The organism is Rheinheimera sp. SA_1, assembly GCF_001669775.1.
Taxonomy (GTDB): Bacteria; Pseudomonadota; Gammaproteobacteria; order Enterobacterales; family Alteromonadaceae; genus Pararheinheimera.
In genome coordinates this window covers 697,540-715,932 of the sequence record NZ_LXWK01000015.1, presented here as the reverse complement: position 1 = coordinate 715,932, position 18,393 = coordinate 697,540, and the positions used below count along the sequence as shown (strand labels likewise).

At 49.3% G+C, this 18,393-nt stretch carries 13 protein-coding genes; 9 read left to right on the top strand and 4 right to left on the bottom strand.

Going from position 1 to position 18,393, the window contains the following annotated elements; translation table 11 throughout:
- Window positions 1-101 precede the first annotated feature (101 nt).
- The 5 genes from A5320_RS10475 (at window position 102) to A5320_RS10455 (ending at window position 3,592) form a co-directional block, all read left to right on the top strand.
- On the top strand, window positions 102-383 hold the full coding sequence (locus A5320_RS10475) for a YcgL domain-containing protein (protein ID WP_068064104.1): 282 nt from the start codon (window positions 102-104) through the stop codon (window positions 381-383).
- A gap of 68 nt (window positions 384-451) precedes the next feature.
- Window positions 452-1,597 carry a lytic murein transglycosylase gene (locus tag A5320_RS10470; RefSeq protein ID WP_231916708.1) on the top strand — a complete coding sequence of 382 codons (1,146 nt, stop codon included), beginning with the start codon at window positions 452-454 and terminating at the stop codon, window positions 1,595-1,597.
- A 12-nt stretch (window positions 1,598-1,609) separates the two neighbouring features.
- Window positions 1,610-2,362, top strand: a complete 753-nt coding sequence (locus A5320_RS10465) for a fumarylacetoacetate hydrolase family protein (protein ID WP_082971668.1) — start codon at window positions 1,610-1,612, stop codon at window positions 2,360-2,362.
- A 58-nt stretch (window positions 2,363-2,420) separates the two neighbouring features.
- Complete coding sequence (locus A5320_RS10460) at window positions 2,421-2,921, top strand: YcgN family cysteine cluster protein (RefSeq protein ID WP_068064102.1); 501 nt, start codon at window positions 2,421-2,423, stop codon at window positions 2,919-2,921.
- Window positions 2,922-2,947: 26 nt separating this feature from the next.
- Window positions 2,948-3,592: a mechanosensitive ion channel domain-containing protein gene (locus A5320_RS10455; RefSeq protein ID WP_082971667.1), complete on the top strand. Its 645-nt coding sequence runs from the start codon at window positions 2,948-2,950 to the stop codon at window positions 3,590-3,592.
- A gap of 71 nt (window positions 3,593-3,663) precedes the next feature.
- Here A5320_RS10455 and creD read toward each other — a convergent pair whose 3' ends face one another.
- From creD to cysZ, 4 genes are all read right to left on the bottom strand, one after another.
- Complete coding sequence (gene creD / locus A5320_RS10450) at window positions 3,664-5,013, bottom strand: cell envelope integrity protein CreD (RefSeq protein ID WP_068064101.1); 1,350 nt, start codon at window positions 5,011-5,013, stop codon at window positions 3,664-3,666.
- A gap of 87 nt (window positions 5,014-5,100) precedes the next feature.
- The gene (creC, locus tag A5320_RS10445; RefSeq protein WP_068064100.1) at window positions 5,101-6,636 is read right to left on the bottom strand and encodes a two-component system sensor histidine kinase CreC; all 1,536 of its coding nucleotides are present in this window, start codon (window positions 6,634-6,636) and stop codon (window positions 5,101-5,103) included.
- Window positions 6,629-7,345, bottom strand: a complete 717-nt coding sequence (creB, locus tag A5320_RS10440; protein WP_197490062.1) for a two-component system response regulator CreB — start codon at window positions 7,343-7,345, stop codon at window positions 6,629-6,631. The genes creC and creB overlap by 8 nt, the downstream gene beginning before the upstream one ends.
- Before the next feature lie 87 nt (window positions 7,346-7,432).
- Window positions 7,433-8,146: a sulfate transporter CysZ gene (cysZ, locus tag A5320_RS10435; protein ID WP_068064099.1), complete on the bottom strand. Its 714-nt coding sequence runs from the start codon at window positions 8,144-8,146 to the stop codon at window positions 7,433-7,435.
- Window positions 8,147-8,433: 287 nt separating this feature from the next.
- Between cysZ and smc the strand changes: the two genes are divergently transcribed.
- The 4 genes from smc (at window position 8,434) to ligA (ending at window position 18,392) form a co-directional block, all read left to right on the top strand.
- Window positions 8,434-11,865, top strand: coding sequence for a chromosome segregation protein SMC (gene smc, locus A5320_RS10430; protein ID WP_068064097.1), 3,432 nt, complete (start codon window positions 8,434-8,436; stop codon window positions 11,863-11,865).
- A 22-nt stretch (window positions 11,866-11,887) separates the two neighbouring features.
- Window positions 11,888-12,721: a cell division protein ZipA gene (zipA, locus tag A5320_RS10425; protein WP_068064094.1), complete on the top strand. Its 834-nt coding sequence runs from the start codon at window positions 11,888-11,890 to the stop codon at window positions 12,719-12,721.
- 472 nt (window positions 12,722-13,193) lie between these two features.
- Window positions 13,194-16,166: a TonB-dependent receptor gene (locus tag A5320_RS10420; RefSeq protein WP_197490061.1), complete on the top strand. Its 2,973-nt coding sequence runs from the start codon at window positions 13,194-13,196 to the stop codon at window positions 16,164-16,166.
- A gap of 204 nt (window positions 16,167-16,370) precedes the next feature.
- A complete protein-coding gene (gene ligA, locus A5320_RS10415) occupies window positions 16,371-18,392 on the top strand; it encodes an NAD-dependent DNA ligase LigA (RefSeq protein ID WP_068064092.1) in 2,022 nt (673 codons plus the stop codon).
- The last annotated feature ends 1 nt before the right edge of the window (window position 18,393 follow it).

The window sequence follows — 18,393 nt, the reverse complement described above, 5'->3', positions numbered from 1 at the left end:
ATTCAGCCGTTGCGTGTCCGAAGCGACGGTTCGCAAGATAAGCGCTTCATGGTATAGTCAACGCCTGTGTTAGGCAAGTTACCCAGAGTAGATTTTGTCCCATGTTAACTGTGATTTATAAAAGCCCCCGCAAAGATCAGACTTATCTGTATGTTCTCAAACGTGATGATTTCAGCGCTGTGCCTAAGGCTTTATTAGAAACTTTTGGGAAACCAAAGCTTGTCAGTCTATTAGATTTAGCCAAACGCGATAAATTAGCCGGTGCTGATATCGAAAAAGTTGTCCAGGCACTTACCGCACAAGGATTTTATCTGCAAATGCCACCGCAGCCGGAAGACTGGTTGGCTGAGCATAAAGAATGGCTGGGCGATCACAATAATTAATTTAGCGCCGCGCACAATAGCAAATAAGCGCAGCGACAAACTGATAGCGCAACAATAAGGATTTGGTTTTGTTTCGTATTCTTTTAGTAAGTTCAATGGCATTGACGTTGGCGGCCTGTAGCAGCAATGCCGCCGATAGCCCTGTTTCCCCTGCAAAAACTGCTGTTTCGGCCGCCGGTTCTGCTGCCACTCAAACAAAGCCGATTCCGGGCAAAGCTGCAGCGTCCGCTAAAACCTCTCCAGCGACCAGCACTGCCGAAGTCAAAGACGAAGCGGGTTTTAAGTTGTACGCCGCAAAGCTACAACAAGAAGCAGAGCAACGTGGTTATCCAAAGCCGCTGCTTGAGCAAGTCTTTGCCAGTTTAAGTTTTCACCCGCGCGCCGTGGTGGCCGACAAAGGTCAGCCAGAATTTGTCGAAACGCTAGACACTTACTTGCCAAAACGGGTGAACAAACAACGCATCGACATGGCGCGGAAGATGTATCAGCAGCATCGGACTGAGCTTGCCAGAGTTGAGAAAAAATACGGCGTGCCGGCGCGGTTTATCGTGTCGTTATGGGGTCTGGAAAGTGCGTTTGGACGCATTACCGGTAATTTCTCGGTACCCTCGGCATTAGCGACCATGGCCTATGATGGCCGGCGCGAAGATTTTTTCAAAACTGAGTTTTTCCTGGCGTTGGATATTCTGGCACAAGGTCATATCGAACTAGCCCAGATGAAAGGATCCTGGGCTGGCGCTATGGGTCATACCCAATTTATGCCAAGTTCTTTTATGAAATACGCGCAGGACGGTGATGGTGACGGCCACAAAGATATCTGGACCAATAGATCCGATGCTTTTGCTTCAATTGCCAATTATCTGAAAATCGAAGGCTGGCAACCGGGACTCACCTGGGGTCGGCAGGTGCAACTCCCCAAGAATTTTGACTACAGTCTGGTGATCCCAACCGGCAGTAAAGACCGGGCGCAGTGGCTACAATGGTGGCAAAAATCTGAACGCTCATTGGCCGCCTGGCAGAAACTTGGGGTGCGCAATGCCGATGGCGGTGCTTTACCCAAGCGTGCGGTCAACGCTGCGCTAGTGATGCCGGACAATAAAGACGGCCGGGCTTATCTGGCCTATCACAATTATCAAACGCTGATGCACTGGAACCGCTCTTATTATTTTGTCAGCAGTGTTGGTTATCTGGCTGATTTAATTAGTGAAGGCTAACGGGAAATGAACATGAGCTCCGCAACGGATCAAGCTACACCTGATCAAACAACTCCTGATCAAACAACGCTGCCTGCAGCTGTCGCGGCAACCACCGGCTATCAACACCGCGATTGGCAAGGGCAGGTTATTGCGCTGCCGGTTGGTAAAGTGGTCTGTATTGGTCAGAACTATCTGGACCATATTCAGGAAATGAATAGCAAAACTGCGCCGCAAGCATTGTTTTTTATCAAGCCTGCGACTGCACTGCGGCCGCTGGCGCCAGCCTTTGTGATCCCAGGCGAACATGGCGCTGTGCATAACGAAACCGAAATTGCCGTGCTGATTCAGCAACCATTATCCAAAGCAACGCAAGCAGAAGTGCAAGCGGCCATTTGGGGTTATTCACTGGCGCTGGATTTAACGCTGCGTGATGTACAGGCAGAGCTGAAGAAACTCGGTCGTCCCTGGGAAATCGCCAAAGGTTTTGATGGCGCTTGCCCAACCGCAGGGTTTATACCGGCTGCTTTGGTGGAAGAGCCGCAACAGCTGCAGTTCAGTTTGCATGTGAATAATGAGGTACGCCAGCAAGGTGATGCCCGGTTGATGATCCGCAGCATTTCGCAAATGTTGGTGGAAATGAGCCAGTGGTTTACGCTACTGCCTGGCGATATCGTGCTGACCGGTACGCCAGCTGGTGTTGGCCCGCTACAACATCAAGACCAGTTACAATTAACCTTAAGCCCGTGGTTGGATGTTTTTACCACTGTGCATCAGACTATTTAAACGAATCGAACCTGCAGTCAATTCCAAAATGACCGCAAATTAAGTGACAGGACCCAGCATGACCGAATCCGTAAATTTTTGGGAAACCAAAAGCCTGCAAGAAATGACCACCGAAGAATGGGAATCGGTCTGTGATGGCTGCGCCAAGTGCTGTCTGAATAAATTTATCGATGAAGAAGATGAAAATCTGGAAGGTCCGACCGACTATATTCTGCCGGAAGAAACAGTGTATTTTACCAATATTGCCTGTCAGTACCTGAACAGCAATAAATGCGAATGTACCTGTTACGATAACCGCACTGTGCTGGTACCGGATTGCGTCAAACTGACCAAAGAAAATCTGAAAGATATCTTCTTTATGCCAACCAGCTGCAGTTATCGCCGGTTGCAGGAAGGGCGGGGTTTACCGTCCTGGCACCCGCTATTAAACGGCGGTAAAAAAAGTCTGATGCACAAAAAGCAAATGTCGGTGCGTAATAAAACGATTTCTGAAGCCGCTGTGCATTTACATGATTTTGAAGATCATATTGTCAGCTGGCCATTAAACGACCTGGACTAATTCTGGGCTAATTCTGGACTATACCGATGTTACAAGAACTCAATGATCTGAACTGGGTCACTCAGCTCAAAGCTGTGGCCGAACATTTCAGTCCGACCATTGCGCAGCTGGTGATCAGCCTGATTGTGATGGCGTTTTATGCGCTGCTTAGCCGCCGTATCGCACCATTTATTTACCGCACTATTGCTGCGACTATGCTCAAAGAAGAAATGAACCGCCGCGCTATGGTGGTGTTTCATATTCTGCTGTTCCTGTTATTGGTGGTGGTGCTCAGTATTATCTGGGGCGTCGACATCAAAGGCTTGCTAGTTCTAGCCTCGTCAATGATCGCAGTGGTCGGGGTGGCGTTATTCGCCGCCTGGAGTTTGCTGAGTAATATCACGGCGTTTTTTATCCTGCTTGGCCAACGTAGTTTTGCCCAGGGCGTGTCGGTGCGGGTCATTGATGGCAGCAATCATGTCGAAGGCGTGATTGTTGAAGTGAATTTGTTCAGTACTGTATTGAGGACCAGCGAAGGCGAATTGGTGGTCTATCCGAATAACCTGATTGTGTCACGGCCGGTGGTGGTGAAACAAACAGCGGTTGTCGAGGCTGTACCAACTGCAGTAACTCCCGCCGAAAAAAGGCTATATCGCCGCGAAATGCTGCTAAAAACCGCTCATCGCAAATAATGTTAATGCCGGGGTCAGAGTCAATTGTTAACAGAAGTCTGTTAACAATTGACTCTGACCCCAGATGTAACTTATTCGGTTTTATTGTCTTGTTGCAACTGATACCAGTTCAGGTGTCTGGTGCTCAGCATTATTGCAGCAAGAACCAGAAACATCAGTAAGCTACCTGCCAGCAGTGCTAAATCTTCCGCCCGTAAAATCATCAGCAACAAGGCGTATAAGCAGCTTAAGCCAACGCTACAAGCCAACGCTTTTGAGATACTTTTCAGCACTGATGCGGTATAACCACCGATTAAACTGACACAACAAAAAGTGGCGATCCCATAAGCCATGGCGAATCCAACCACTTCTGATAACGACAATAACAGCAAGTAAAACATCGCTAACGCCAGACCAATAAACAGGTATTGCATCGGGTGAATTTGCAGCTTGCCTAAAAGTTCAAACAGATAAAACACCGCAAACGAAATAACCAGTACCATCAGCGCGTATTTCACCGCACGGTTGGCCTGCAGGTAATGATCAACAGGCTCCACCAGACTGACCTGAAAACTATGCTCGGCCAGCGAGTCACAGTCATCACTTTGCACACATTTTTGCAATTGTGGTTGGACGTTATTGGCAAACAAAGTGCTTTGCCAGTTGGCGTTAAAACCTTCGGCAGTGATGTTGCGTTGTTGCGGCAAAAAACGACCGAAGAAACCAGGATGTGGCCAATCAGCGGTTAAATTCCAACTGCTGTGGTCAGCCGTTGGCAGCAAACTAAGCTGATCAGTGCCGGTCAGGCCAAGCGTGACTTCAAGTTGCAGTTGTTGTGGTTCTGCTAACAAGGTGGCTAGGTCTAGTTTGGCATGGACACCAGAAAGCGCTGAAATACCTGTTCCAGGCAAGATTTGTAATGTTTGCTGATTGAGCCTGAACTGCGGCATCCCGATCAATCCACGCACATCACTGAGTGCCAATACCAAATGCGCCGATTTCAGTTTCACCGCGCCCGGAGCTGCCATTGGCGCTACTTCAGGAGCGACCTCAAAGCCCAAATTCTGTTCCAGCACAAACTGCAGCGCCATGGTGTTTTGCGTGTGATAAAGCCGGGTTTGATAAATGCCACGGTTACGTATTTCACTTTGCAGTTGGCTGTCGGCCTTCAGCGTTTTTGGCAGGATCAGATATTGGCGGTTGACTGTTTTGAGGATCGGCTGACCATTGTTGAGATCCTGCTGATATTGTTCGGTTTCCAGCACCAGAAAAGGTCCGATGACTTGCTGCGCCCGACTCGAACTGTTGGCGATATCCTGATGCACTTGCAGACTCATCCGATGGCGTTCGCCGACCAATTCATTAATCATGGCCAGTGGGATTGATAACAATAGTAATAACAAAGCGATAGTGATGGGTTTGAGCTTAAGTAGGTTAAACATAGTGATCTCCTTGTGATGTTGCGGCAAGTCTGACGCAAGCAGATGGAGAGCTAATGGAGCTTAGATGGAGACTGTGTGGAGTTTTGGTTATTGCAGTTGCAGCGGTAATCGCACCGTGACGAAAACGCCTGAGATCGGATCCCTTGTAACGTTTTCAATCTGCAATTCACCCTGATGTAGCTTTACGACTTCGGCGACAAAATTCAGACCAAGGCCGGTACTTTTTTGCTGTTTCCCGGGGCGGGGCAGTGAATAAAATCGTTCGGTCAGTCGCGGCAGGGCATATTCAGGAATAGCCGGGCCCTGATTAAATAACGTCAGTACCGCCTGTTGCGCCATCAATTGCAGACTCAACCGCACCTGAGCGCCAAGATCGGCGAAATCCAGCGCGTTATCCAGCAGATGGCCGATGCTCTGTTGCAATAACAGGGCGTCGCCTTCAAGGGTCAAAGCTGGTAAATCAAGTTGTAGCTGCCATTGTTGCTGATCAATCCGGCCTTGGCGTTGCTGTATGGCCTGCTGACAAAGCACTGCTAAATCCAAAGGCTTTGTTTCAAGTAAATGCTGACGTTGCTCCAGCTCCGACAGTTGCAACAACTGTTCGATTAGCTGATGCAGCCGTTCACTTTGCTGCTGAATATTGCGGGCAAACCGTTGTCTGTCTGCATCTGGCAAGGGTTGTTGTAATAATTCGCTGGCGGCCTGAATGGCGGTCAGCGGACTTTTCAGCTCGTGCGTCAGAGTTTGCACATAGCGTTCGGCATAAGCACGACCGGCCAAAGTCTGGCGCATTTTGTCCAGCGCCCGGGCCAGGTTCGCAAATTCGAAAAACATCCGGAATTTCGGCGGGCCAACCCGCTCACCGGCACTCAGTTGATTGGCGTAAGTTTCCAACCGGTTCAGACCTTGTTGTAAGCGCCAGGCCAGCAAAGCGCCAACTGCTAACCCCAGCAACATCAGCAGCAAACCACGTTGGGTCAGATAAGCCTGAGTCCGGTCAATAAAAGGCTGCATGCTGTGATTGGGTTTGGCGATGGTGAGCACGCCGATGATCTGATCCTGATGTCTAACCGCCGCCGCAACATGCATCACAGTGCTGTTTTCATCGTTGGGATCGGTTCTGCTGGAGCGGGCGCCATATTGGCCTTTCAGCGTCAAATACACATCGTTCCAGCGTGAATAGTCTTTGCCCAGATCTTGATTGGCCGAGTCGTATATAACGATGCCGGCGACATCCGTGATATAAATCCGATGGGGGATAGAGGCTTTTTCGACACCCCAAATTAGCGCTTGCGTGCGGTGTTTACCATAACTAGCCAGCACTTTTTGCAGTTGGTGGGGCAGCGCTTGCGGTTGGTTTTGCCCGGGGGTTGGATCGAAATTTTGGCCGGAATTTTGAGTGTAATGTTCAGCCATGTGCGGCGCGACTAACTGTGCTAATAATTGCGCGGTATCAAACAACACTTCTTCGCTACTTTGCCGCACGCCCGGTTTAATTTCTTTCACTACCAAATCGAGCATAAAATAGCCCGACATACCGACGAATACAAAATACAAAGCAAACACCCGCAGTGCAAAAGGTAGTTGAAACCAACGCCACAACGGCTGTCGCGGTTTAGTCATTGTGGATCCCGGCGGGCTCAAAGCTATAGCCAAAACCACGTTGAGTCAGCAAATACGACTTTGGTGATAACTGACGCATTTTTGCCCGCAAGCTTTTGATATGGGTATCAATATTGCGATCATAACCGGCTTCGACGGCAACGCCACAACCCTGCAGCAATTGCTCGCGGCTCAGTACTTGCGACGGATGCTGCAGCAGATAACACAATAAACGATACTCCAGCGCGGTGAGTGCCAAAGGTTGCTGCAGTAATTGGATTTGCACTTGCGCGGCCAATAGCGTGAAGTCGCCCCGGTTTTCCTGATTGTGTGGCGCGGTATTGGCTACTGCTGAAATAACGGCCTGCTGGCGCTGACTCCGTTTGAGGATCGTTTTAACCCGCGCCACCAGTTCGCGTGGGCTAAAAGGTTTCACCACATAATCATCGGCGCCAATTTCCAGCCCGACCACCCGGTCAATTTCGCTGCTACGGGCGGTTAAAAAAATCACCGGTACTTCGCTGCTGCGACGAATTTGCTTACAAAGTTCAAAGCCATTGCCGTCTGGCAGCCCGACATCCAGGATTAATAAATCATGCTGCGAAAAATCCACCAGCGCTTGTTGCACCAATTGTACCCACTGCACCTGAAAACCTTCCGCTTGCAGGCTGTAAAGCAACGGATCGGCGATGGCGGATTCATCTTCTAACAATAAAATTTTTATGGTCAATATAACTCCGGACTCATCGGCAAAACGGCGCGCCAAACAAGACAGTACGCCGCAGGGTGAAACAATAAATGTCGATGAAACAACAGCTTAACGTGGATAATAACTGCCGCGATATTTATCGACCCACATCGCAGTGCCACCGCAGACAGCAATCGGCATGACCAGTAAATTCAGAAACGGCACCATACTGGCGATGGCCACTGTCATGCCAAAACCGTAACTGCCGCTGACATCGGAGCGCAGTTGTTGGCGCATTTTATCAAAAGGTACTTTGTGATTGTCATATGCATAATCGCAATATTGAATAGCCATCATCCAGCTGGTGAACAAAAACCACATCAACTGGCCAATCAGCGGAATAAAGAAAAACGCCAGTAAAAACACCAGCGCTCGCGGGAAACAATAGACAAATTTGGTCCATTCACGGCCCAGCATGCGGGGCACATCTTTGACAAAACCGCTAAAACCCTGCTCCGGCAACGCCTGGCCACTTAAATGCAGTTCGACTTTTTCACTGAGCAAAGCATTAAATGGCGCGGCGATAAAGTTCGCCACCATGGTAAAGGTAAATGCCAGCGTCAGCACACTGCTCAGCACCAGCATCGGCCACAAAACATAGGATAAAAACGACAACCACTCCGGCACAAACCCAATTAAAACTTCAACCCAGCCGCCGACTTGTTGTAGCAAGTAGAAAAATGCCAGCGCAAATAACACCAGATTAATCGACAATGGCACCAGCACGTAACGGCGTAGGCCTTTGGTGCTTAATAACGACAACCCCTGGAAAAAATATTTCATATGGCCTCCGACTGCTGAAACAGAATACAGAACAAGCGCGTTTGTACGCTGATTTGGCCTAGCTTAGAAGGCAAAGCCCTGATCGGCAATAGTTTTACCGTGACACCCCAAAGTCATTTTGTTACATTCTGTAAGGGATAACAGCGTCTATACCCAAAATCATTGACGATTCGGGTAGGCGACGAGTAAATGAGACTGCAGGAGCATAGCTGTCTATGTGACTGCAGCGAACGAGCGAAGTCAACAACCCCGAATCTTCAATGATGAAGGGGATATTTAGCCAGGGCATGCGTCTAAAACAAATCAAACTCGCCGGTTTTAAATCATTTGTCGACCCGACCCAGGTGCCATTTCCAGCGGCAATGACCTGTGTGGTTGGGCCTAATGGTTGTGGCAAATCTAATGTGATTGATGCAGTGCGCTGGGTGCTGGGCGAAAGCTCGGCTAAAAACCTGCGTGGCGATGCCATGACCGATGTCATTTTTAACGGTTCAACCCAGCGCAAGCCGGTGTCGCAGGCATCCGTTGAACTGTTGTTTGAAAACACTCAGGGCAAATTGCAGGGCAGCCTGGCCGATCGCAGTGAAATTTCGTTAAAACGCCTGGTGACCCGCGATGCCCAATCGCATTATTTCTTGAACGGCACCAAATGTCGCCGTCGTGATATCACCGACATCTTTTTAGGCACTGGATTAGGCCCGCGCAGTTATGCCATTATTGAACAAGGCATGATTTCCAGACTGATTGAATCCAGGCCACAGGACCTTCGGGTGTTCCTGGAAGAAGCGGCCGGTATTTCCAAATATAAAGAACGCCGCCGCGAAACCGAAACCCGCATCAAACATACCCGCGACAATCTTGACCGACTGGCCGATGTGCGGGAAGAACTGGGTAAAAACCTCGATAAATTAAAGCGCCAGGCGGCCGTGGCGGAGCGTTACAAAGAACTCAAAGCCAGCGAGCGGCGCTACAAAGCCGAGCTTACGTGTTTAAGGTGGCTGTTTTATCAGGAACATCTGCAACAAGCCGAGCAGATGCTGGCGGCGCTGGAAGTCGATTTTGAGCGTTTTCAGGCGCAGGGCAGTGGTGACTTCCGGGTACTGACCGAATTTAAACAGCAGCTGGAAGCCGCACGTGAAGCAGTGGCCGTCAGTCAGCAAAAGTTTTATCAGCTGGGCGCCGACATCAGCGCGCTGGAGCAACAGCTGTTACATCAGCGGCAGCGTAAACAATCTTTATTAGATGATGAACGCAATTTAACTCTGAGCCTACAGCATGGGCTGGATCAAATGGCGCAAGAGCAGGCGCAACTGGAAGAACTACAGCAACAAATGCTGGAGCAGCAGCCCGATGCCGAAATCTGTGCGCAACAAGCAGAAGAGCTAAGCGAATTAGTATTTCAGTCTGAGCAGCGTTTGGTTGATCAGCAAGCGCTGCAGCAGCGTCTGCAACAGCAGCTGTTTGATTTACAGCAACAACAGCGACAACTGCAGCTGCAGAGCCAGAATCAACAGCAGCAGAGTCAGCAACTGACTCTGCGCGAACAGCAGTTAACACTGCAACAGCAGGAATTGGCGGCGACCGATTATCAGCAAAAATTACAAGCAGCTTCAGAGTTACAGCAACAATTACAGCATGACCTTGGTTTGCAGCAAGCGACTTTAACGCAAGTAACAGGCGACTTTGAACACACGCAACAGCAGCTGCAAACGCAGCAGTTGGCGTTATCAAGTTTGGAGTTATCGCGCCAACATCTGCAAAAGCAACAACAAAGCTTGCAACAGCAAATAAAGCAATTAATGGCCCAAAAGCCGTTATTGCCTGATTTAACCATTGCGGCAGGTTGGTCGGTGGCTGTGGCGGTGGCGTTAGCGAAACTGAATTTCAGTGCGGTATTACAAGATCATCACCCGGAAGCGTCAGGCAATTATCTGTTTTTAAAAGATTTTCCGAAAGCGATACCTCCAACAAGCCTGGCCGCGAAAATCAGCAGTGGTGTGGTACCAGAGTATTTCGCTCACATTCACTGCGCTGAAGATGATGCCAGCGCGCTGCAACTGCTGGCTGAACTTCGAGTGACAGCAGCAGGCGAAGCCACGTCAGTGATCTGCAAAAACGGCCATTGGTATGGTCTGAACTGGCGATTAGTCGCGGGCACACATGAGCAGGACAATCCACAGGCTTTAACCGAACGGGAACAACAGCTTGGGTTGGAACTCGCTGATTTGGATCAAGAAAAATCAGCATTACAGCAAAATATCGAAGCGCTGACCAGTAGCCGTCAGCAGCAACAATTACAGCTGCAGCAGCTACAAGCATCGTTGCAACAACTACAACAGCAAACCCATCAGGCGCAAACCAATGCGCAATTACTGGCGCAGCAACAGCAGCAAGTGAGCGCGCGGTTAGCGCAGATAGCCGAAGAGTTGGCGCAAGTGCAGCAACAGCTGGCGCAGGCAGAGCAGAATATAGAGTTGTGGCAGCTGCAACTGGCGGAAGTCGGCGAGCAGTTATTGCAGCAACAGGATAAACACAGCGCTCAGCAACAACTGCAGCTGCAATTACAGCAGCAACTGCAGCAATATCGGCAGCAGCAACAACAGCTGAGCCAGCAGCAACAACAATTTGCGCTGAGCCAGGTAAGCATCGAGCGGCAAATTGAAGCAGCACGTTTGCACTTGCAACGGACCAAACAGCAACATCAGCAGCTGGCGGAGCGTTTGCAATTATTAACAGCGCAACTGGAACTGCTGGATGAACCTGATGGGGCAGGGCAAGAGCAGCTACAAATTCTACTGCTGCAACGGGATGAAATTGCTGAACAAAAATTGCAGCAACAGAACCTGCAAAGCAGCTTAGAGCAACAAGTGCGCGAGCTGGAACAAGGTCAGCATGGCTTGCAGCAGCAACTACAAAGCAAGCAAAAACAAATTGAAAGTGCACGGTTAGAGGCTGAAGGGTATCGGGTGCGGGCCAATAATATGCTGGAACTGTTGTCCGAACAAAAAGTGAATTTCAGTGAATTGCAGGCCACGCTGCCGGGTGATGCAACGGAATCGGTGTGGCAACAACAGCTGGATAAAGCCAGTGAAGCGCTGAACCGGCTGGGTCCGATTAACCTGGCCGCGATTGAAGAATATGCGCAGCAGGATGAACGGAAAAAATATCTCGATTTGCAACATGATGATTTGATTGCAGCTTTGGATACCCTTGAAACCGCCATTCGCAAAATTGATCGCGAAACGCGGCAAAAATTTAAAGAAACTTTTGATCAAGTCAACTCTGGTCTGCAAAACTTGTTTCCAAAAGTGTTTGGAGGAGGCAGTGCTTACCTTGAGTTAACAGATGAAGATTTATTGGAAACAGGTGTGAGTATAATGGCCCGGCCACCTGGTAAAAAAAACAGTACTATTCATTTATTATCCGGTGGAGAAAAAGCGTTAACAGCTTTATCATTGGTGTTCTCAATTTTCCGATTAAATCCAGCACCTTTTTGTATGTTGGATGAGGTTGATGCCCCCCTGGACGACGCTAACGTTGGGCGCTTTTGCAATTTAGTCCGGGAAATGTCAGAAACGGTGCAATTTATTTATATCAGTCACAATAAAATTGCGATGGAAATGGCTACACAGTTGATGGGGGTGACGATGCAGGAACCCGGCGTATCGCGTGTAGTGGCAGTAGATGTGGAAGATGCCGTGAAAATGGCTCAAGCCTGACAGAACAAAAAGGTAAAAAATGATGGCTGAAGAATTTCGTTATGCGTTAATTGTCATTGGTGTGCTGAGTATGGTGGCACTGGTGATTCATGGGCTCTGGTCGGCCCGCAAAAATTCCCATGAAACCAAAAGTCGCTTTTTTCAGGATGAAAATTCAGGTACTGGCACTGGCGAAGGTTTTGACGAGTTTGGCGTTGGCAAAATTCGCAAATTAGGACCAGGTGAAAAACCGCAGCCTAAACCCGAAGTGGTCAAGGCGCCACGTGCCAGCAAGTTGCGCGAACCGGCGAAAAAAATCCGTCGGGATGATGTGGAACCACAATTTTCTGCAGATAACGACCGTGAAGAACCTTCGATGTCGTTTAGTGCTGCTGATGACGATTATGAAATGGATCCTGCACAATCAGCGCCAGCCGCTGAACCTATGGCCAATGAAGTTCTCATTTTATATGTGCTGATGCCTGAGGGGACCGACATTAACGGCGCTATGCTGTTACCAAGTTTACTGACTTTGGGCTTTAAATACGGTGAGATGAATATTTTCCACCGCCATCAGGACAGTGCCGGTTCGGGTGAAGTGTTGTTCAGCCTGGCAAACATGTTTAATCCAGGCACCTTTGATCTGGAAGAAATGGACAAGCTGCAAACCCGCGGTTTAAGTTTGTTTATGACCTTGCCAGGGCCTGGTGAAGCACTGCAAAACTTTAATCTGATGCACAATGCCGCGAAAAAGCTGGCCGAAGAATTTGGTGGTCAGGTGTTGGATGGCCAGCGCAGTATGTTGACTGTGCAAACAGTGCGGCACTATGTCGAACGTATTCGTGAGTTTCAGCGCCAGCAGCTGTTACGCCAGTAACATTCAGCAGGCAACTGCGCGGCGTGATTGAGCGCAGAGTTCGACCAAAAATAGCCCCCAACCCTTTCAAGTAAGCACTTTCAGAAAACCCGGCTAGTCCGGGTTTTTCTATTTTTACCTGCAAAAATTTTGGTTAAAACCTGTCAGTATTTATGTTAGATAGTAACATTCAATGTCTTTCCTACCACTCAAACTACTCAAACTGGCAAAAGTTTCGCCATGTTTTGCAATAAATCTGCGCACCTTCAAAAATAAAGTTGTTTTTTTCAGAAATTTTATGTTAGAAAGTAACAAGTGAGACTGAGGTTATGGGGCAGTTAGTCAAAGTTTCGCCGACCACTGCAGGAAGAACAATCAGCGGGCCAAGATCCCGCGGTAAAATCGAACAATAACAAGAGCGAGTATCACTATGTCCGGAACACAATTTCGTTGTAAACCCCTCAGTTTTGCCGTCCGGTGCGCGGTTATCGGCATGGTGCCGTTTTTTTCCGTAGCACAAGATGACAGCGCTGTCAAAGCCGCTGACGACAAAGAGATTGAAAAGATTGAAGTTATTGGTATGCGCGGCAGCGTGATCACGTCGCAGGAACTGAAGCGTCAGGCCAATACGGTAAAAGATGTGATTAGTGCCGACGATATCGGCGCCTTACCGGATAAAAGCGTCACCGAAGCGTTGATGCGGGTGCCGGGCGTGACTATTGAACGTTTTGCCTCTTCTGAAGATCCAAACCACTTTGCCGCGGAAGGTACCGGTGTGGTGGTGCGCGGTCTGGATCGGGTTCGCAGCGAAATTAACGGCCGTGACGCATTCAGTGCCAGCACTGGCGGTGGCTTAAGTTATGAAGATATTCCAGGCGAATTACTGGGCCAGGTCGAGGTTGTCAAAAACCAGACTGCCGATTTAATTGCCGGTGGTGTGGCAGGCACTGTGAATCTGGTGACGCGTAAGCCATTCGACAGTGAAGGTTTTTTTGGTACAGCTTCGGTCAAAGGTAGTTATGGTGATCACCGTGAAGAATGGACGCCGATTGGCTCGGTCGTGGTCAGTAACCGCTGGGAAAGTGCCGTTGGTGAATTTGGTGCGTTAGTCGCCGCTTCATCCTCGGATTATAAAGACCGTGGTGATGGCGTCGCTTTAGGCAACTATTACGAACGTAGCGCCACTGCCCGCGAAATGCCGCAATTCGGTAACTACGGTACTGAATTAGCCCACTACAAAGGTCAAACCAAATTTGTACCGGCTGACGCCTCAATCCGTAGTGCTGATTCAGAGCGGGAACGTCGTGGTCTGGCGAGTTCTTTGCAATTTCGCAATACCGATAAAACCCTGGAAATTGTTGCTGAATACATCCGCTCTAAAGCCGGTTTATCCTGGGATGAGCGCGTGATCCAACAAGGTGAACAAGGTTTTAACGTCAGCCCGAATCAGGTTCAGGTCTCAAACGCGACTTTTGACAGCAATAACTTTATGACTGCTGGCACGCTGTTAATGAACAACCGCTCACTTGCTCAGACCCGTTGGCGCAAGACTGATCAAGTGGTTGAAGACAGTAGTTTGCGTTTGACTTACAGCCCGATTGAAAAATTAAAACTTGAATTTGATTATCAGCATATTGAGTCTGCCTACGATGTAGTGGATTACACCATCAACAATAGTTTTGAAAACAACGACTTGACCTTTGACATCAATGGCAGCAAGCCGATGGTCGATTTCCTTGGTAAGAATCTGACATCACCACTGGCTCCGGCGCCATACAGTGAAATGTATCTTAACTCCGCGATGGACAAAGAAGATGATACCGACGCTGAAGCCGATTCATTTGCCTTTGATGGTACTTATCAGTTAGATCACCAGTGGCTGACATCGGTCCAGTTTGGTGCTTATGCATCGACGAAAGAACAAATCAAACGCGATTCCATCTGGAACTGGGGTGAAATGGCCAACGGTACCTGGCAATCATATGCCGACGGTGGTCAGCGAACAGCTCACACCGGCACCGCCGCTGTGCCAGGGCATCCTGAGCTGTATGAAGCGTATACCTTTAACGCCAATGATTTCCACGGTGGTGGAGTGTTAGGCCGTAATCAAAGTATTCTGTTTGCCAGAATCGCCGATATCCGCAACTGGCAGGATTATCATACCAATAACAAAAAAGCGGGTTTTGCCACCTTTACCCAACTGCGAGATCGCAATTGTGTAACACTCGCTGGTGAATGTGAAATGGATGGCGCTTATCTGCCGTCAGAAATCTCCAGCAGTAAAGAAGAACGTCGTGAGTTTTACACCCAGCTGAACTATGAAAACAACGATTTAACCTATCCAATCCGCGGCAATGTTGGTTTACGTTATGTCAGCTGGCAGGTTGAATCCAGTGGAGCCACGCAGTTCCCGAACGCAATACCGTCATGGGATAGCGGCACTCAGGCCATGTACACTGCTGCGCAACTGGCGTATCAGAATGCGCTGAATACTGAAGTTATTCATGTTGAAGGCGACAAGTACACCAAAGTTTTACCAAGCTTCAATATCAGTGTGGAACTGGCAGATGATCACATCTCCCGGTTTGCCATTTCGCAAAATATTTTCCTGCCAAACTTTGAGAATTTCCGCTATTTCCGGACTATTTCTGAGTCGCATACCTCGCCACGGGGGCCAAATGGCGAAGCATTGCCATTCGCCAACATTGGTTTTGACGGTGTCAGCGGTAATCCAAAAAATATCGAGCCAGAAGAAGCGCTGAGTATCGACCTGACCTACGAGTGGTATATCAGCACCAGTAACTCGCTGACTGCCAGCTTGTTCCGCAAAGAGCTGAAAAACCTGATCCGGCAACGTCTGTACGTTGAAGATGTCACCAATGAATTGGCAAAAGTTACCATGCCAGTGAATTTCCAGACCGATACCAACGAAGGCTCTGGCACGCTGCAAGGCTTTGAAATTGCTTACACCCAGTTCTTCGACCAGTTACCTGGCTTGTGGTCTGGCTTAGGTATTCAAACCAACTACACCTTTATCGACCAGAGTAATGTCGACGATAAAGTAGGCTTTGGTGCTGGTTCCGGTGGTTTAGGTGGTCGTAACCGTTTCCGTGCCTTTAACAATCTGCCATTACCAGGCTTCTCGGAAGATACCCTGAACCTGACAGCGATGTACGAGAAAAACGATATTTCAGCACGACTGGCTTGGAACTGGCGCTCTGAATATCTGTTAACCCGTCGTGATGCCGATTTGTTTGCACCAGTTGTCGCTGAACCAACAGGTCAATTAGATATGTCGGTTGGTTATCATCTGACGCCAAGTATCAAAATTGGTTTGGAAGCAACCAATCTGCTGGATGAGATCATCAAAACCAAGCTGATTTACAACCAGGCCGGCGATACCACCTTACGCAATCAGTTTAAAACCGACCGCCGGTTAGGGGTTTATGTCAGCGCCAAGTTCTAAACTTCGTCGCGAAAACCTAACTGCGCTATCGTTCTGACAACACTCGTCAGCCGCTATATAAGCTGCTGGCGAGTTTTCTTTTTTAGCACAACCATCACCTAATCTCGGCGCATCAGCGACTGAATTCTCACTCACCCCTTGCAACAAGGCCGCCGAATCCTCATCCTATCAAACAGTTTTCTAGGATCTGTGAGTTTTGTGCCGATGTCTGATATTCAAACCCAAATCGACACGCTGCGCCAGCAGCTAAATTTTCATAATAATCAGTACTATGTACAGGATTCACCCAGTATTCCTGATGCTGATTACGACCAGCTGTTTCAACAATTACAACAGCTGGAACAGCAACATCCAGAGCTGATTACCGCCGACTCGCCAACCCAAAGGGTAGGAGCCAAGCCGCTGGAAAAATTTGGCCAGGTGACGCATCAAATTCCAATGTTGTCACTCGATAACGCCTTTGAAGATGCCGATTTTAGTGCTTTTTGTCAGCGCATGGCCGACCGGCTGGATCAACAAACTGAATTTTCATTTTGTGCCGAGCCAAAGCTGGATGGTTTAGCGGTCAGTATCCGTTATGAACAAGGGCTGCTGACCCAAGCAGCTACCCGTGGTGATGGTTTTACCGGCGAAGATATCACCAGTAATATCAAGACCATTCGCTGTATTCCGCTGAAGTTGCACGGAGAGTTTCCGCCGGTGCTTGAAGTACGTGGTGAAGTGTTTATGCCGCTGGCCGGTTTTGAAAAAATGAATGAAGAGGCCAGATTGCGTGGTGACAAAGTGTTTGCTAATCCACGCAATGCTGCCGCCGGTAGCCTAAGACAACTTGATCCAAAGATAACTGCCAGCCGTCCACTGAGCTTTTATGCCTATGCAGTAGGAGCGGTAGAAGACCCGGCAGCGGTGCTCAATAGCAGTAGTCATTATCAGCGCTTACAACAGCTCAAAAGTTGGGGTGTGCCTGTATGTCCGGAAATTCAGCTGTGTCAGGGCGAAGCTGCGGCACTGTTGTATCACAAAACCATTCTGGCCAAACGCGCTGCGCTGCCTTATGAAATTGATGGCGTGGTGCTCAAAGTTGATTCATTGGCGCAGCAACTAGCGCTCGGTTTTGTGTCTCGAGCGCCGCGCTGGGCCACTGCTTTTAAGTTTCCAGCGCAGGAAAAAATCACCCGCTTGCTGGATGTTGATTTTCAGGTGGGCCGCACCGGGTCAATTACGCCGGTTGCCCGGCTGGAACCGGTGTCGGTGGGCGGGGTAACAGTCTCGAACGCCACACTGCATAATCAAGATGAAATCAATCGCTTAGGCATTGAAATTGGCGATACGGTGATTGTGCGCCGTGCTGGTGATGTGATCCCGCAAATTGTCGCAGTGGTGCTGGAGCAACGCAGCGAAACCAGGCCCATCGTGTTTCCGGCGAGCTGTCCGGTCTGTCAATCCGACGTCGAGCGCGTTGAAGGCGAGGCGGTTACCCGTTGTACGGGCGGCTTGTATTGTGCGGCACAGCGTAAAGAGGCGCTGAAGCATTTTGTCGCGCGCAAAGCGCTGGATATTGAAGGTCTTGGCGATAAGTTAATCGAGCAGTTGGTCGACGAGCAATTGGTGAAAACGCCGGCCGATATTTTTAAACTGGATATGCCAGCCTTGGTTGGATTGGAGCGGATGGGCGAGAAGTCTGCGCTGAAATTACTGCAAGCCATTACTGGCGCCAAACAAACCACCTTGCCGCGTTTTATTTATGCGTTGGGTATTCGTGATGTCGGCGAAGCCACGGCGCTAAATCTGGCGCAGCATTTCCGCAGTTTGGCTGAGTTACAACAAGCCAATCTGGAACAATTACTGGCAGTTCCAGACGTTGGTACCGTGGTCGCCGGGCGTTTATTGCACTTTTTTCAGGATGAGCACCATCAACAAGTGGTGGCGGCGCTGGTCGAGGTGGGGTTGCAGTGGCCTGATATCGAAGCCAAGGCGCAAACTGCGCAGCCGCTGGCCGGACAAACGGTAGTGCTGACCGGCACGCTAACTGCGATGGGCCGGGACGAAGCCAAAGAAAAACTACAGCAACTGGGTGCAAAAGTGGCCGGTTCGGTGTCGGCGAAAACCCATGCGGTGATTGCCGGTGATAATGCCGGTTCCAAGCTCGCCAAAGCGGAAGAGCTGGGGGTTGCGGTGTGGACTGAGCAACAGATGCTGGATTTATTCGCCGAGCATGGCTTGTAAC

Bases quoted from the DNA above. Each gene is read 5' to 3' on its own strand.
- A5320_RS10475 (WP_068064104.1), top strand. From the start codon at position 102: ATGTTAACTGTGATTTATAAAAGCCCCCGCAAAGATCAGACTTATCTG.
- A5320_RS10455 (WP_082971667.1), top strand. From the start codon at position 2,948: ATGTTACAAGAACTCAATGATCTGAACTGGGTCACTCAGCTCAAAGCT.
- creC (WP_068064100.1), bottom strand. From the start codon at position 6,636: ATGACTAAACCGCGACAGCCGTTGTGGCGTTGGTTTCAACTACCTTTT.
- A5320_RS10465 (WP_082971668.1), top strand. From the start codon at position 1,610: ATGAGCTCCGCAACGGATCAAGCTACACCTGATCAAACAACTCCTGAT.
- ligA (WP_068064092.1), top strand. From the start codon at position 16,371: ATGTCTGATATTCAAACCCAAATCGACACGCTGCGCCAGCAGCTAAAT.
- A5320_RS10420 (WP_197490061.1), top strand. From the start codon at position 13,194: ATGGTGCCGTTTTTTTCCGTAGCACAAGATGACAGCGCTGTCAAAGCC.
- smc (WP_068064097.1), top strand. From the start codon at position 8,434: ATGCGTCTAAAACAAATCAAACTCGCCGGTTTTAAATCATTTGTCGAC.
- zipA (WP_068064094.1), top strand. From the start codon at position 11,888: ATGGCTGAAGAATTTCGTTATGCGTTAATTGTCATTGGTGTGCTGAGT.
- cysZ (WP_068064099.1), bottom strand. From the start codon at position 8,146: ATGAAATATTTTTTCCAGGGGTTGTCGTTATTAAGCACCAAAGGCCTA.
- A5320_RS10460 (WP_068064102.1), top strand. From the start codon at position 2,421: ATGACCGAATCCGTAAATTTTTGGGAAACCAAAAGCCTGCAAGAAATG.
- creD (WP_068064101.1), bottom strand. From the start codon at position 5,013: ATGTTTAACCTACTTAAGCTCAAACCCATCACTATCGCTTTGTTATTA.